18 protein-coding genes are annotated in these 15,492 nt (G+C 35.5%); 5 read left to right on the top strand and 13 right to left on the bottom strand.

Going from position 1 to position 15,492, the window contains the following annotated elements; translation table 11 throughout:
- Positions 1–224: 224 nt before the first annotated feature.
- The 4 genes from ACS72_RS12770 to ACS72_RS12755 form a co-directional block, all read right to left on the bottom strand.
- Complete coding sequence (locus ACS72_RS12770) at positions 225–758, bottom strand: hypothetical protein (RefSeq protein WP_048882333.1); 534 nt, start codon at positions 756–758, stop codon at positions 225–227.
- A gap of 77 nt (positions 759–835) precedes the next feature.
- The gene (locus ACS72_RS12765; protein ID WP_048882332.1) at positions 836–2,653 is read right to left on the bottom strand and encodes a type IV secretory system conjugative DNA transfer family protein; all 1,818 of its coding nucleotides are present in this window, start codon (positions 2,651–2,653) and stop codon (positions 836–838) included.
- Positions 2,654–2,893, bottom strand: coding sequence for a hypothetical protein (locus tag ACS72_RS19005; protein WP_048882331.1), 240 nt, complete (start codon positions 2,891–2,893; stop codon positions 2,654–2,656). It abuts the gene before it with no gap.
- Positions 2,894–3,787 carry a phage integrase N-terminal domain-containing protein gene (locus tag ACS72_RS12755; protein WP_048882330.1) on the bottom strand — a complete coding sequence of 298 codons (894 nt, stop codon included), beginning with the start codon at positions 3,785–3,787 and terminating at the stop codon, positions 2,894–2,896.
- 1,260 nt (positions 3,788–5,047) lie between these two features.
- Between ACS72_RS12755 and repM the strand changes: the two genes are divergently transcribed.
- Both repM and ACS72_RS12745 read left to right on the top strand, forming a co-directional pair.
- Complete coding sequence (gene repM / locus ACS72_RS12750; protein WP_005237331.1) at positions 5,048–5,977, top strand: replication initiation protein RepM; 930 nt, start codon at positions 5,048–5,050, stop codon at positions 5,975–5,977.
- Positions 5,978–6,045: 68 nt separating this feature from the next.
- The gene (locus ACS72_RS12745; protein WP_171249866.1) at positions 6,046–6,588 is read left to right on the top strand and encodes a plasmid replication DNA-binding protein; all 543 of its coding nucleotides are present in this window, start codon (positions 6,046–6,048) and stop codon (positions 6,586–6,588) included.
- A 151-nt stretch (positions 6,589–6,739) separates the two neighbouring features.
- Here the strand turns inward: ACS72_RS12745 and ACS72_RS17585 are convergent, their stop codons facing one another.
- The gene (locus ACS72_RS17585; RefSeq protein WP_081405865.1) at positions 6,740–7,165 is read right to left on the bottom strand and encodes a GFA family protein; all 426 of its coding nucleotides are present in this window, start codon (positions 7,163–7,165) and stop codon (positions 6,740–6,742) included.
- Positions 7,166–7,184: 19 nt separating this feature from the next.
- Positions 7,185–7,823 (bottom strand): FMN-binding negative transcriptional regulator, encoded by a 639-nt coding sequence (locus tag ACS72_RS12740; protein WP_048882328.1) that lies wholly within the window; start codon positions 7,821–7,823, stop codon positions 7,185–7,187.
- Between the two features lie 231 nt (positions 7,824–8,054).
- On the opposite strand from ACS72_RS12740, the gene ACS72_RS12735 reads away from it, so the two are divergent.
- Positions 8,055–8,963, top strand: a complete 909-nt coding sequence (locus ACS72_RS12735; RefSeq protein ID WP_048882327.1) for a polysaccharide deacetylase family protein — start codon at positions 8,055–8,057, stop codon at positions 8,961–8,963.
- An 83-nt stretch (positions 8,964–9,046) separates the two neighbouring features.
- On the opposite strand, the gene ACS72_RS12730 is transcribed toward ACS72_RS12735, so the two are convergent.
- Positions 9,047–9,658, bottom strand: coding sequence for a recombinase family protein (locus ACS72_RS12730; protein ID WP_048882326.1), 612 nt, complete (start codon positions 9,656–9,658; stop codon positions 9,047–9,049).
- A gap of 631 nt (positions 9,659–10,289) precedes the next feature.
- On the opposite strand from ACS72_RS12730, the gene ACS72_RS12720 reads away from it, so the two are divergent.
- A complete protein-coding gene (locus ACS72_RS12720) occupies positions 10,290–10,535 on the top strand; it encodes a type II toxin-antitoxin system RelB/DinJ family antitoxin (RefSeq protein ID WP_000246756.1) in 246 nt (81 codons plus the stop codon).
- Positions 10,525–10,818 (top strand): type II toxin-antitoxin system RelE/ParE family toxin, encoded by a 294-nt coding sequence (locus tag ACS72_RS12715; RefSeq protein ID WP_048882325.1) that lies wholly within the window; start codon positions 10,525–10,527, stop codon positions 10,816–10,818. Before ACS72_RS12720 ends, ACS72_RS12715 begins: the two co-directional genes overlap by 11 nt.
- 118 nt (positions 10,819–10,936) lie before the next feature.
- Here the strand turns inward: ACS72_RS12715 and ACS72_RS12710 are convergent, their stop codons facing one another.
- The 6 genes from ACS72_RS12710 to ACS72_RS12685 form a co-directional block, all read right to left on the bottom strand.
- A complete protein-coding gene (locus ACS72_RS12710) occupies positions 10,937–11,368 on the bottom strand; it encodes a MarR family winged helix-turn-helix transcriptional regulator (RefSeq protein ID WP_048882324.1) in 432 nt (143 codons plus the stop codon).
- Between the two features lie 6 nt (positions 11,369–11,374).
- A complete protein-coding gene (locus ACS72_RS12705; RefSeq protein ID WP_004786455.1) occupies positions 11,375–11,803 on the bottom strand; it encodes an organic hydroperoxide resistance protein in 429 nt (142 codons plus the stop codon).
- Between the two features lie 565 nt (positions 11,804–12,368).
- Positions 12,369–13,427 (bottom strand): hypothetical protein, encoded by a 1,059-nt coding sequence (locus tag ACS72_RS12700; protein WP_048882323.1) that lies wholly within the window; start codon positions 13,425–13,427, stop codon positions 12,369–12,371.
- Complete coding sequence (locus ACS72_RS12695) at positions 13,427–14,701, bottom strand: hypothetical protein (protein ID WP_048882322.1); 1,275 nt, start codon at positions 14,699–14,701, stop codon at positions 13,427–13,429. Before ACS72_RS12695 ends, ACS72_RS12700 begins: the two co-directional genes overlap by 1 nt.
- Positions 14,702–14,826: 125 nt before the next feature.
- Positions 14,827–15,117: a type II toxin-antitoxin system YafQ family toxin gene (locus ACS72_RS12690; RefSeq protein WP_048882321.1), complete on the bottom strand. Its 291-nt coding sequence runs from the start codon at positions 15,115–15,117 to the stop codon at positions 14,827–14,829.
- The gene (locus ACS72_RS12685) at positions 15,101–15,376 is read right to left on the bottom strand and encodes a type II toxin-antitoxin system RelB/DinJ family antitoxin (RefSeq protein ID WP_048882320.1); all 276 of its coding nucleotides are present in this window, start codon (positions 15,374–15,376) and stop codon (positions 15,101–15,103) included. Before ACS72_RS12685 ends, ACS72_RS12690 begins: the two co-directional genes overlap by 17 nt.
- Positions 15,377–15,492: the final 116 nt, after the last annotated feature.

Genomic DNA, 15,492 nt, shown 5'->3' with positions numbered 1-15,492 from the left:
TAGTCAGTTCAGTAGTCAGTTCAGTAGTCAGTTCAGTAGTCAGTTCAGTAGTCAGTTCAGTAGTCAGTTCAGTAGTCAGTTCAGTAGTCAGTTCAGTAGTCAGTTCATTGATTTGGCTAAAGCTATTGTAGCACATACGTGCTACACAACAACTAATTTAACATAAAATCTCTTATACGAAATTTAGTTCAAATAACTAAATTTCGTATAGCCAGCAAAATTTTTTACTCACCAAAAATTTTATTAAAATTTCCGTAATCAGTTTTTTCTTTCAGCTTATTTAAAAGATAAGCTGTTTGATCCGTATCTAAATGCCCTTCATCAATCAATTTGATTGAATCAGTTAAGCCGATATTCAAATAACTTGAATGAATACTGACTTCTTTAGAATCATTTCCGAAAATGCCACTGAGTAAACTTTTAGGTTGTTGCTCGAGTTGCTCTAAAGCATAATTTTCAAAAACATCTACACCCCAAATTTCAGTATAGAAGTCTCTCTCATTGACATGCTCGCATACAAAAGCCACTTTAAGGTGTGAAGCTCCAACACCATAAACATGTTTTTGTAATAGAAAATTTGCTAGACCAGCTTTAGTCTTATCCGTCAAATTAAATAAAGATGTACCTGTTAATTCGGGATAAAAAACGACTAAAGTTAATTGATAATCCTTGTCAAATCCCTCTTGTACAAAGCCATAGAAAATTTTAATTGGATGATTGTTGCTTACTTCACTTGGGTAATATGCTTCATATAACACTGTTTATGGTACTCCTGTATTTTCATGAACTGTACTCAGGTTTTTCTGAGAAATTTATTAAAGACAAGCTTCGAAATTTAGGCCGCTTTAAAATCCTGAATCGTTTTTAAACTCGTGCGTTTTGGCATGTTGTAGCACTCATAATATTTCGGCATTTCCAGCGTCCCATAAGAGCCGTTATACATCACCACGGCCGTACCAATCGGCAGCTTAATAAATTCCGCAGGCTCAATAATGGATTCCAATTTAATGGACTTGGTTGTCCCTACATTCTGCGATTTGTTGGAAGATGAACTGCTTGCCTGACTCGATGAACTTGTACCGCTGGTTTGACTAGTGCCTGCTGTTTCAGAAATGTAGGTTGTTTCAGTTTGACCGACTAACCGACTGCATTCTTCAGCCGATTCAATATCCCCAATTCTAAAAACAATTTTCAAATTGCTCGAACCCATGAAGATTTTATCGCTATTTGGCCCATAGAGGCGATTTAAGCCCTCTAAACTCTGCAAGTATAGAAAGGTAGGCATATTTGCAGAACGTATCGTATTGAGCAAATCAGTGAATTTTGGAATGGGTGCACAATTAATGATTTCATCTAGGGCGATAAATACCGGTCTACGGTTTTGATTGGCTTGTAAAATACGCATGGTATGCGCCACCATCGCCCCAAATAGCGTAGCCGTTGAACTCTTATACTGCTGGTCAAACTGTAAAAATACGGCTTGTTTAGGCTGCATGAGCACTTCTTTTAAGTAGAAGCCTGGGGCATTGTCTGATGTCGTTGCCCGAATACGGTCATCATCAAGAAACTCGAAGGCTTTTGAAACGGCCGTCATCACGGATGCAAGCAAGCGATCATTTTGGGCAGTCCGTGAAATTTCTTTGGCAATATTGGAAACACTGGATTTCTCAGACTGTCTTAATGCTTTTAACAACTCATCATTGCTATCCATGCTGTTAATATAATTTTGAGCACTCACCAATGATGCTTTATCGCCCAGTTCAATCAGAACAGCCTTAAGAATGCGCCTTGCCAGGTCATTAAACACCACCGATTCAGCGGTATCATCTTTAATGATAATGTTCAAAATTTCGTTGAGTTCTGCTGAATCCGTCACTTCTGAAAAAATATTGTAGTGGTCACTCTGAACATCGGTCGGATTAAAAACCCAATCTTTATAACCGAAAATTTGAAAGACATTGTTTGCCTTCAGAATCGCCCAGATCTCTGGTTTTACGTCTGTGGCCACGAAGCTACGCCCTGACTTCATCCACTCTACAATTTGAGAGATTAAAAATGTGGTTTTACCCGAGCCAGGTGCACCCAACACAATACCCCGATCCTCATTGGTGACCCTTAAGCTTTCACGATGAAAAGACCAATTGAAGTGTTTTTGTTGCATGTTCTTCATTTTCTTCTTTGGTAAAGTCTTATCCGTAAAAGCAATGAGTGGTGTTTTATTTTCAAACCCTCTGTGCACTTCCCTTAATAAGGTGCCATAGCCTTCCGCAGACTCTCTTTTTATACGTTCTGCACGTGGTTTTGACTTCCCATTTGCAAAGTAGAAAAAGGCATAGAGAGCAGCCATCACTCCCCATGAAACAAAATAATTATTATTTGAAACCACAACATAATGACTTGAAATCAAATTTGTAATGTGGCTCAACAGATAAGTCTGGGCGACAACAACCAAACCAAAAAGCACTACATTATATAAAAACTCATGCAGTGGATCATGCGCTTTAAAAAGTGACTTTAAACTCACAAAGAGCATGAGAAAAAGCGCAATAATGACCAAAACTAAAATGGTATTTGCATAGCCCACCGAAAGCGGTTCAAGGTGCAAAGTTCTTATTAAAAAGGTGTAATAATCTATAAGAAAATTCTGCACCATTTAACTATCCCCTTTTTGTAGTTGTTTACCTTCACAGATATCTAAAAATTGAGGTTCCGAAACAGGACTTTTGAGCCACGAACAACGAACCGTATAGTAAAAAGATGCTTCCGCGCTTCTAAATTTAATTAAGTTATGCGTGGGTTTTAGTTCCGCTTTATCATTCCAAATCAATAATTTGCAATTGATACAATGCCCACACAACGGCAATTTTGATCTTATTTCTGAGGCAATACCCATCTAATTCTTACTCCATGACCCCAGGTACACGGACGTAATATTGATACGGCTATGTCCCAATTCTTCACTAATTAACATTCGGATTTCTTTATCTTTGACTTTTTCCTCAGCAGACAACACCCGAGATCCACCTACCGCAGGGCAATCAAAGCCCATGAGTTCACGGTATCTGCCTTGAGCGTAACCATGTCTTAGGCCATGTGTCTGCCCAACACCCAGGGCATGCGTGACCGCTTCAAAATGGGCTTTATGGGATTTATAGCTTTTTTCTTTGGGAATCATGGAACCGCCATTTTTAACGGCTTGAGCATAGGCATTTTTGAGTTCTTGACGTTGTTTTTCATGGGTGATGGGAATCGTTCGAGGACGTCCACCTTTGGTCCAACTGTCTTTTAAACGGATATATTGAGCATTTTCAATTTTTTGACCATCTAAAGCATACTCAGGCTGGAATTTCATGCTTTCTTCGCGTCTTAGACCGAAAGCATCTTGTAAACGTAAGCTTTGCGCTATGTTTGCATCGGTTTTAGACAAATCTAAATCTTTTAAAGAGATCGACTTATTTTCATTGGTGACATAGACCCGGTTTTCTATTTTATAGGTTGCATTGTCTTTGACAGCTCCACTATTCCCCACTTTTTCAGCCCACCACCTGACCGCAACCATTCGGTTTTTTATGGTGCCTGTAGACACGCCATCTTTACGCCATTGCTCAAGCAATTTATTCACATGCCGGCCTTTAAGATCTTTAGGCGACATGGTTTTAACGTCATAGCCATTTCTGGCAAGCTGCTCAGTAAATAATTTAAGCATCGCCCGCCTATTTGCTTGTGTCGCGTGTGAACCCTCACGGAACTTATTGCAGAGCTGATCAAATTGATATTCTAAGGTCATGATCCATCTTTTATTTGTGATGCTTGATTGCTGAGTACAGCGCAGCTTTATGCTGTGCTACGGAAGCAATCAAGGATCAATTTTTTAATATAAAACTGGGTGAGATCCGATTTACTGGTTAGTGTTAAGAGCCGAATTAACGTCTTATCAAAGTCAATTATAGGAATTGGTTCGATAAAAAATGCTCAAAAAGTGGATATAAAAATTCGAGAATCTTTAAGTCCAAATCTATGAATACTTATAAAAATAAACCGTTTCTGCATATAGGATGAGAGCGATTAAAAGTACTTGATCTCCTGTATTTAGTTTGTGTTTAAGCTGAAAAACGTAAATGAAAGTCAGCAAAGAAAAGTTATGAAAAAACAAAAAAGTCTGATCAGTATATGTGTGAAATTTCTTTTATCACGCGGCAATAACTTCCAAAAATGTTGTTTATTGTAAGTATGCGAGGCTTTTCCCTAGTCGTCACTACTCAAAGGTAGTGACGACTGGGGAGCCTGGTCACTGTTTACGCGTATCAAAAAGGGAAGTCGCCACCCCTTCGGGGGTGGCTCGGCTACTCCCGGAAAAATTTAGATGGGAGCTGGTCATCAGAGGGAAGTAGGTTTTGAGATTTAGATTTTTCCTGGTCGCTCACACTCCGTTCGCTTTGTTCTTTTCTTTTGCTATTAAGAAGAATGATTAGAGCGAGTGTCTACGAGCGAACAGCAGGGATCTAAATTTTTCGCCCGCTTTTTCCCTGATTACAAGCTCCCCTTCATGTCAAGAACTTAGAACTAGAGCATCCCGAATGGGTGCGAACTAAATACAGTCGCTTTATGTCGAGCGAAGCGAGCATAAAAAACTGATGAGCGAAGCGAATTCCGAGTTGCTTTTGCTTTTTCTTCAAGTTACGAGAACATTCACTAAAAATTGCCCCCCGAATCGAGCGATAGCGAGATTCAATAGAGTTTGAGCGTAGCGAAAACCAAGGGCAATTTTTCATTCCCTGTGTTTTTAATTATTTTAAGGTTTTTAAATGTTTTTAACTTAGTTTTAATTATTAAATTTCAATAACTAATCGTTGTATTCCCCCACGTTTAGTTACCCATTCCCCCACGTTTAGTTACCCATTCCCCCACGTTTAGTTACCCATTCCCCCACGTTTAGTTACCCATTCCCCCACGTTTAGTTACCCTCCTAATTACACCCTTAATTAAACAGTTGTAGTTATCCCCACATTGTTATAATCTGTGGGTATAAAAATATTTCAATCGAGTTATGTCAAAAGAATTAGTTGTAAAAACCAATCGGTTAAACCAAGCTTTTCAAACTCTATCTTTATCAGAGTTTCATATTGTTCAATTAGCCATTGTTGATGCTAGACATACAGGTACAGGACTAAGTACAGATACTCCTTTACGAATAGATGCGTTGAGATATGCTGAAGTTTTTGGGACAACGAGGCAAAATGCTTATCAGAGAATGAAAGAAGCAGAGGATTCTTTATTTAACAGAAGATTTAGCTTCTTTGATGAAGATGGGAAATTGGTCAAAAGTAGATGGATTCAGCAAGTAAAATATCTAGATGATGAAGGGGCTATTGAACTTGTTTTCACATTAGCTGTTGTACAAGGCATAAGTAAAATTGATGGTATTAAAGACTTTTTTACTCAATATTTACTAAGCCAAACAGCCCAGCTTAACAGTACATATTCAGCAAGATTATATGAGTTACTAATTCAATGGAGAGCTATTGGAAAAACACCAGTATTTGAATTAGCAACTTTTAGAGAACAACTTGGAATTGGTGTTAATGAATACAAGCGTATGGATCACTTTAAAACTAGAGTTCTTGACTTAGCCATTTCTGAAATTAGCGAAAAAACAGATATAGAGGCAACCTACCAACAGCATAAAAAAGGCCGTTCAATATCTGGTTTTTCTTTTTCTTTTAAGCAAAAAAAATCTAAGACTAAATCATTAGAAAATCAAACAATATCTGGGAATCTAGATCTTTTTTCAAAAAAAATGACTGATTCTCAACGCCACTTATTTTCCAATAAGCTATCTGAACTTCCTGAAATGAGTAAATACTCTCAAGGAACTGAAAGCTATCCTCAATTCGCAGTAAGAATTGCTGAAATGCTTAAAGATTCTGAGAAGTTAAAAGAGTTTGCTCCAATGCTTGAAAAGGTTGGCTATCGTTAAATCATTGATGTAACGTTACATCATTAAATATTGTCTACTGACATACAGACTTTTACTTGGGTTACATGATGAAAGCACTATCTGTTATTGAATTAGCTCAACTCTATGGAATGAATCGTCAAAGTATCTATAAACGTATAAATAAAGGGGATTTATCAAAAAATAGTGATGGAAAAATAGATTTTTCAGAAGCTCTACGTGTATTTGGTGAACCATCCCACAATAATAAGGATGTAACCACGTTACAGTCTACTCCGGTACAAAAAGAGACAGAAGTAGACATGCTTAAGCAACAAGTAGACATACTAAAAAAACAGCTAGAGCTTGCACATGAACGAGAAGTTTTTCAAAGAGAACAACTAGCAACAAAAGATAATCAGATAGAGGCGATACAACGCTTATTACAAGCCCCAAAATCCTATATGACTACGTTTACCGATCAAGAACAGCCACAAGCGAATGTAGCTCCAGCACAGTCTGAACCAATCACCGATAATACGAAACATGACGGATTGACTACTGAAATCAAGCGAATACCTGTCCCAGAGCATGTTGAACCGGAACCAGAAAAAAGAGGCTTTTGGAGCCGATTCTTTAAGCCGTATGGCTGATTTAATTGTTCACCTGGGCTTATTAAAACCATGGAACATTAGTTATTTATTGAGCGTAGAACATGAAAGATTGATAAAACAGCCTAAGAGTGATTGCTTAGGCTGTTTTTACAGATATAAATTATTGTTTTAAAAGTAAATTTAAATTAGATTAATAAAAATAATCTTCTAATTCATTCCAACTTGGTAATTCTAAGTATTTCTTATCTAGTGCTACTACAGGCGACCAATTGCTCTTTGAGGTAAGACAGAACCCCAATCTTTTCTTAATTACAGGCATCTCATTTAATAATCCAAGTGGAATCCATATGAATGAGCTATTTCCAACTTTGTTAGGAACTGGAGATCCACAACTCGTACAAAAGCAAGAAATAAAGCCTGAGTCTTTTTTAAATGTGCAAATGGAATCCGTATCAGAAACCCACTCAAATACTGCCTCATTCACCAATGTAGCTGCATTTGATCCCGTACCACTTTGTTTACGACATAAACTGCAATGACAGTGATACATCGTCTGAATATCTTTGTTAATTAAGAATCGAACTTTACCACATAAGCAACTACCATTATTTTTCATTTATTAACCTTATATAATTCTATATTTCTTCCGCACTTGAGCTATTCAACATTAGATTACTTAAATTATTTTTACCTTTAGCAGCTAAAACTTTAGCTACACTTGAAATATCATTTTTATTTCTATTTTGACTTAATTTAAATTTTCCCACTAAGTCCGTAATCTCAATTTGTATTCCTACAATATGTTTCATCCTTTCGTTGATAAAGTCCGCTGGTGCATCTGTCATTTTCCAAGGAATTTCTTGATTAGACTCATGTTCTCTAGTAAGACGAGCCAAAATACCTCTTAATATTTTTTCATCTTCAATAATTCTGGCTTTGCCTTTTGCATGAATAACTATGTAGTTCCAAGTCGGAACAACTTTATGATGTTCAAATTTTCCTATATACCAATTAGGAGATATATAAACATCATCAATTCGGAATATTACAAGTACATTGGCATCATTCTTTAAAACTTCAGCTAAAGGATTTTGTCTCGATATATGTGCCAGTAATTTCCCAAAATCCCCCTTGTCAGCCACTAATTCAAAGGGAATATGGTTAGCATCTAACTCACCATTGGAATATGTAACGATACAACCAAAAGGATGTTTTTTTACTAAATCATGAAGAAGATCTATTCGTCTTTCTTCAAAATGAGAGGGTAAGTACATTTAGTTCTTTCTATAGTTTTGACGTTGTATTACATTAAATTAAGTTAATTAATAGCTACTTATCAACTTTTATTTAACATAATGGAGGTTATGTTGAATCGAAAAAAAACCAAGTTTAAGACCTGGGCTTCGCATAATCCTTATTATGTTAATTTTAGGAAAGTTTAACTATAAAATAAAATGTTAGGCTAGTGATTCATCATAAGTAATTTCAAATAATAGAGTCACTCTATGCTTAAAAAAATCATCTTAAGTCTTTGCTTAGGTTTATCTAATGTAGCTATCGCAAAAAGCGTAGCATTAAGTTTCGATGATGGTTTAGATCCATCAATTAATTCAGAAGCTCAACAGATCAATGAGAATATTTTAAGTACCTTAAAACAAAATAAAATTCATGCAATCGTTTATCCAAGTATAAGTAAAATTGGAGGAGCAGAAGGACTGAATATTATTTCTAGTTGGGGGAAACAAGGACATCGTATTGGTAATCATGGAAATTTACATCTAAATCTGAATAAAAATGAAGTGAATTTACCTGATTATTTACAAGACATGCAGCAAGGTCATCAAGCCTTTTCTTTATTAGAAGGCTTTGTACCACGTTATCGCTTTCCATTCCTTAAAGAGGGAAATACTCTAGAAAAAAGGGAGGGTGTGCGAAAATGGCTTAGTACCAATAACTATCAATCTGGTGCTGTTAGCATTGATGCTAGTGATTGGTATTACAACCAATTGTTTTTGAAATATCAGCAAGAAAAAGATCAAGCAAGCTTAGATAAATTAAAACAAGCCTATATTTTCCATCTACTTGATCGAGCAAAATATTACGATGATTTAGCGCTACAAACATTAGGACGTTCACCAAAGCATGTGCTTTTACTTCATGTTAGAGCGATTAATGCAGCTTGGCTAAAAGACATCATCAATTCCTTCAAGGCAGAAGGTTGGGAATTTATTGATAGTGATACAGCTTATCAAGATGCTATTTATAAAATTCAGCCAAACTTATTGCCTGCTGGTGAAAGTATCATATGGAATATTGCACAAATTTATGGCGTGAACAATTTACGCTATCCAGCGGAAGATGCTCCATATGAATATCTAAATTTGGAAACACATGGTTTGAATGTCAATAAATAAACTCTCCATTTAACATAATGGCGCTTATGTGAAGCAATCTGAGTGCAGCGGTGCCCCATTGTGGGCATTGAGATAAATCTCTTTTAAATAGCTTTAGCAACTCTATAAACAGTCGCAATCCCGCAACCTACTGCTTTAGCAATTTCATTCTTAGTCATATTTCTAGTCACCAGCAGTTCTTTTATTCGTTTATGTTTAGCCTCATTAGCCTTCTTACCTGTTGGCTTGTAACCCGAACGCGCTAGGCCCTGCTTAATACGTTCTATACGTTTCTCATTGTCCAGACGAGCCATCGTTGCTAGGAGATCAATCAGCATATTGTTGATAAGCTCCAGGATTGAATGAGTAATGCTGTCACTGGTTTGAATCATTTGGTAGGTAGTAGGAAGATCTGCCACGACTAAACGAAGTCCCTTCTCCTGGATCCTGCGCTTCAGCTCTTGAAAATTCCGTTGGGTTAGGCGTGATAAGCGGTCAATACTTTCAACTAACAAGGTGTCGCCTTGATTTGCTTCTGACAGAAGCTTATTCAATTCAGGTCGGTCTAACTTCGTACCACTATAGTTTTCCACGTAAACAATGGTTTCGCCCAAATTCAGGTTTTGGTTTAGATCCTGCAGAATCTGTAAAGCCCTTTTTGCATCTTGATCCTTAGTTGAAGCTCGTAGATAAATACGTGTATTCATTTCTATCATTTAGTCTTAATTCGATTAGGACAATGATAATACTATCATTTAATTATTTCATTAAGTTTAATGATAGATATTGAATGCTATTGGACTCTTTATCATTCAGCTATACTCTTTTGATAAAAAAAGCATGACTAAAAGCCATGCCTTGGGAATTCGTATAACGTGTATTATGTTAATTTTAAGAAAACTTCAGAACTGATCTACTTACTGATAATAAATACTCTGCCTAATCGTTTTAGTATTTTTTCGAGAGTGGGTTCTAAGACTTCTGGAGTTAAATTTAGTTTAATTTCTACAGGATAAGAGGTTAATAACTCTTTGATAGGAGGCCTTTGTTCATCAGGCAGACACTCAATTAGAATCATTAGAACTTTAGGCTCGAAGCATCTTTTTGATGTCGCTTTGAGAGTTAGGCTAGGCATGGATCACCTAAGTTATAATATTTTATATAAGTGCCACTGTATCAGATATTTAAATAAAGAAAGAATGGTTCTTTCTATCAAAAAAAGAATTGGATTATAAATATATGATCGTATTTTATTCTCCATTTAACATAATGGCGGTTAGACGAAGTCGACTTGTAATGCAATTTGCATTACAGTACTCCTAGTACATTAAATAACTGGGAGATATGATGGCTACTGTTAACTTCAGGGTCGATGAAGCCCTTAAAGAAAAATCCTATTCCATCCTTAAAGAACAAGGTATTGCACCTACAGATTTCTTTACTAGTATTCTTGAGTATGTTGCTACGACTGGGAAACTACCTGTCAAAAAAGCTTTGCTTTCAGAAGAAGATGAAGAATTGTTAGCTCTTGTCCGTAAGCGCATTAATGACCCTAAAGAGATGTTTGAGGAAGTCACATTAGATGACTTATAAGCTTTTACGTCACAAGGACTTTACAGCAGAATGGGAAAAACTCCCTGTTGCTATACGGGATCAATTTAAGAAGAAACTAGCCAAAGTCATAGAGCAGCCACATATTCCAAAGAATATACTGAGAGGCGATCTTGCAGGTTGCTATAAAATTAAATTATTAAAAGCTGGTGTCAGACTTGTCTATCAAGTTAAAGATGATCAGGTAGTTATCTTGCTCATCACAGTCGGGAAACGAGCTGATAGCATAGTTTATGACGAAGCTAAAAAGCGCATTAAAGACTAAAAATGGGAGCTTATAGCTCCCATTTTTTGACTTCGTATAACGCGTATTATGTTAATTTTAGAAAAACTAATTGATTCTTGAAAGTAAACAGGCTTCCATTATCAGATATTAAGAGGTCTCAAATTCTTTCTGATAATAGATTAACTAATACTTTTAATTCATCTCGTAATTGATTTAAGTTATCAAACTCAATGTTCTTGGTAAGCTCTTTAGGAATCTTTTCTGCTTCAGCAGATAAGTCTCGCCCTTTATCTTTTAATGAAATAAGAACTCGTCTTTCATCATTAGGATCACGTGATCGATTAATTAGACCAGATGTCTCCATTCTTTTTAATAGTGGGGTTAATGTTCCACTATCAAGATGTAAAATTTGTCCAAGATCACCCACACTTACACATTCTTTTTCCCACAAAACCAACATCACTAAATATTGAGGATAAGTGAGTTCGAGAGGTGTAAGAAAAGGGCGATAAGCTTTTACGATTAAATTAGATGCAGCATAAATAGGAAAACATAGTTGCTCATCTAAGCAAAGCTGATTCTTGGACATAGCTTTTTATTTGGTATAGACAGTGGTAGACACCTGTATATTACCTCGAATAGCATTGGAATAAGGACATACTTGATGCGTTTGTTCCACGATTTTCTCTGCATCAGCTTGTGAAATACCTGAAAGCGTGACATCTAAGTGTACTGTCAAGGCAAATCCACCATTGCCATTAGCAACCATTCCAACAGTACTCAGGACCTCTACATCGTTATCACGGATTTTATATTCTTTATTGCTACGAGTTACATGGATCACTGCATTTCCAAAGCATGCAGCATAGCCAGCTGCAAATAATTGTTCAGGATTCGTTGCATCACCTTTACCACCTAATTCTTTTGGCAAAGCCAATTTTAGTTCTAAGATACCATCTTCACTACGAATATTTCCTGAACGTCCACCGATTGCTTTAACCTGGGTAGAATAAAGATTACTCATTTTGATTACCTTTAAATAAATACACTGTGTGCAATATAATTGCACACAATGTATTTATGTCAACTGTTTTTTATATTCCATTTAACATAATGGCGGTTATACGAAGTACACTCGTATATTAATATAATTATCAAATACTTAGTAAAACTAGAAAAATCCCAAAATGCCCAAAAAGCCGACTTTGAAACAATTCGGCTTTTTTATGAGCGGTTTTGATAGTTCTTGCCAATAAATTCGTTTAAAAAGTAATCAATTTTGCGATTTTTTAAATTTTATCAATGCGTGAATGTTCAAAATTATCCCCATTTCTTGTGAATAAATTTCAGGCACTTTGTACGCTTTGGCTTACTCAAATTCCAGTTCTTTACGGCTATCAGGATAGCTAGAATATCCCTACGATAGATTCATACAGGAACAGGATGTTCCGGAGCAAAAAACAACAATGATAAGTTCTAACACTAGGATTGTGAGGTAGAGCAGCACCTACCAAAGATCGCACAATAAAAAACCCCGGCAGGATACCGGGGTTTTTATTATCAATTTTTTAGAATTAGTTAATCTTATATCAATTTTCAGTAGAACTCATAGCAGCTGAAAATTCTTGACGGTTTATTTGCCAATAATCTAAAAGACAATATAAGTATCCTTTAATATCAAGTGCTTCTGGTAGTGTTGGTGTTTTAGATTGCATAGCCATCTGCTCTAATGTTTTTGCAAACTGAAACATATGATTAATATTTTCAGTTTTAGCAAAATATTCAGCCAGAATGTTTACAGGAAGATTTGACACATCACTATCAAACCTTTGCTTTAAAAGTCTAGCATGAACATCGCCACCTTCTACATATTGATTGATCATATTCATTGAAAATTTAATTAAATCATTCGTCCCAGCAAACCCTCTATCACCAAAAAGAAATCCTTCTTTAAGTTTTTCAATTCGTTCATGAGGATCAAGAAAAGAAATTTCTCGCATACAGAAATCTATTCCTAAGGCTAAATAAGAACAGATCAAATATAAGCATCTAATTGCTGTATATCTTTCTCTTTCCCGCGTCAAAACTAATTGGGCAAAAAACTTTCCTTCAGCAAGCCAGGAATTACATGAATCAAAATTAATCGGTTTAGATAAAATCGATTTACAGTATTTCATCCTATTTTTCCAATCCCCATCTACTTTTTGTAGTTCATAGGAATCGATCAAACTTGATAATTGCTCTTCAAAAAGCCTTTCTTCATTCGGACTCTGATTCCTAACTAACTTTGATAAGAACTTTCCATCTAAAACCATGACATCTTGTTTTTTTGCAAAAGTTTTAATAAGAGATCTAGAATCAGTTGTAGCAACAATAGCTTTGTTGCTATACGTAGCTTGTTTCAAACCATTTACCCAAAAAATTCTTTCTAAAGCATGAGGTACTTTTTTATTTTTTATATCAACGACAGTTATTTCCCTAGAAAATGATGAAGCTCTCGAATATACCCATAGGTCTATATCTGTTACATCATCATTTTCATAAACAAATGGTACACCACGAACAACATATGATCCTGTTTTTAGAAAATAGTCTCTTAATACTTCTTCTAGTGCCATACCTTTAGGTAAAGTAATTAAATCAGCCATTAAATACCTCCAGTCCGTAAAGCATCTAACATATTATTAGTTGCTGTAGGATTTACTTTTACTTGTTTTTTCCTTAATAAATCACGATTTACCTCTGGTCCACTAAATTGAGTAGCTGCTGTAGATGGTATTAGGCTATCCGAAATTAAAGCATGTTCACTCGCATTTCCTGAAGTTAAAACTAATAAGGCTATTTCACCAACTTCTTTTTTTAATAATTTTAAGTAGAATCTATCATTTGCGTAAGGAATGACTTGAACAACTCCCTTCAGTTCAAGAACTCTATAATCCTGGCCTATTGCGGTAACAGGTCCTACATGCCCTCCCGCAATTAATTTTCTTAATAATGGTTCTATTGCTTGAATTTGCCCTCGTCCATACGCACTGCGTGTCATTCCATATTTCAAAGAGCTAATAAATGCTTTCGCTAAATCAAAAGTATCATCAATAATAGAGTTACTTCCAAATTTTGAAAATGATTCTGGTAAAGTTAGAAAACCTATTTCTTCTTTAGAATTGGATACTATGTTTACTTCGTATACTCCGATAGGTAATAACTTATCTAAAAGTTTTTGTCCTAGTACGCGAGTACCTTCGCTTATTGCTACGCATCCTTCTGAACGAATAATAGAATTTAACTCATTTATCTTTGTACTTTCTTCAGCTGATAAAGAATGAAATACTCTTCCTATTTTTTCGGAATATTGTCTTTTAAAAAGATTACCGTTAAACAGTAATTTACCCTTATCAGACAATGTCTCCACATCAGTAAAACCAATAGTTTCAGCAGAGGTAAATAAATAATCTAAATTATCAGAGGTAAGTTTAAATTCATCACTCAGGAGAGGTTTTATTTCATTTTGGAAAATTGGTTCTTGAGACGCTTTCTCAGCCAAAAAGATTGATGCGTTTTCAATATTATCAAAAGAATCATTACTTTGATCAAAAATATTAGCTGTATGTTCTAAAATTGAGTGCTGAGTTAATCCTAACGTTACAACATCACCATTTTTACTATAATCAATTAATTCCTTTTCTTTTAATAATTCTAGTAGTGGCTTTCTTTCTAAGTTAGTTATTCCCACATAAGTACTAAGAGCCTGTACTTTTGAAGACGTTATTTCAGACTCATCATCTTTAGATAAAGATGACAAAAGTAAGCCTGCTTTACCTGCAGTTAAAGTATTATCAAATGTATTATCCGCATATTTTATCTCATTTAATTTTTGTGCATGATGAATAATCCATGCACCCTTAAGTTTTTTTTCAAACATGTTTTATTCCCCTCAAAAGAAGAAGATATTACATGAAATTTCTCAACTAACTAACTATAAAAGACTTGTAACTAAAGCTTAAAAAATAGTCACAAAAAAAGCCCAACATCTAGTTGGGCTTTTTTTTATCCGAAAAGTTCAGAGTGAGATCCTATTCTGGCAAGGATTAATTCATTATTTTCCTTGTCCACGTCCCAAATTAACAATAAATCAGGTAAGACATGACATTCCATATGAGGCTTCCATTCTCCAATTAAAGGATGAGGTAAATATTCCTCTGGAACAGTCCCTGTTTTTACCAAATGCTCATCAATAAGATCCTTCAAAATTAAGAGTCCTTTCTTAAGCTTTGGGTTTGAGCTTACCCGTTTAAAATCTTTTTTAAATTGTTTCTTGTACCTAATCGTCAGTGTCATCTTCTAAATCCGTAAACAATTCCTGAGCAGAACTAAATTTTTTAGGTTCTGCAACAGAGTTCATAGCCTCAATTGTTGTACGGTTAGGGGTTTTTAACTCTAAAGGAAATCCACCTCGATTTACTACTTGCGTTAATAATAAGCGAATAGCATCTGTAGTATTTAAACCCACTTCTTTTAGAATTCGCTCCGCTTGAACCTTTAATTCATTTGGAACCCTAGCACGTACATACTCATCTTTTTTTGCCAAAGTATTCATATGTTTATCCAGTAGTCAGTTCAGTAGTCAGTTCAGTAGTCAGTTCAGTAGTCAGTTCAGTAGTCAGTTCAGTAGTCAGTTCAGTAGTCAGTTCAGTAGTCAGTTCAGTAGTCAGT

The organism is Acinetobacter sp. VT 511 (assembly GCF_001077515.1).
In the GTDB taxonomy this organism is placed as follows: Bacteria; Pseudomonadota; Gammaproteobacteria; order Pseudomonadales; family Moraxellaceae; genus Acinetobacter; species Acinetobacter schindleri.
The sequence above is the reverse complement of the archived record's forward strand: the minus strand, read 5'-3'. Positions and strand labels throughout refer to the sequence as shown.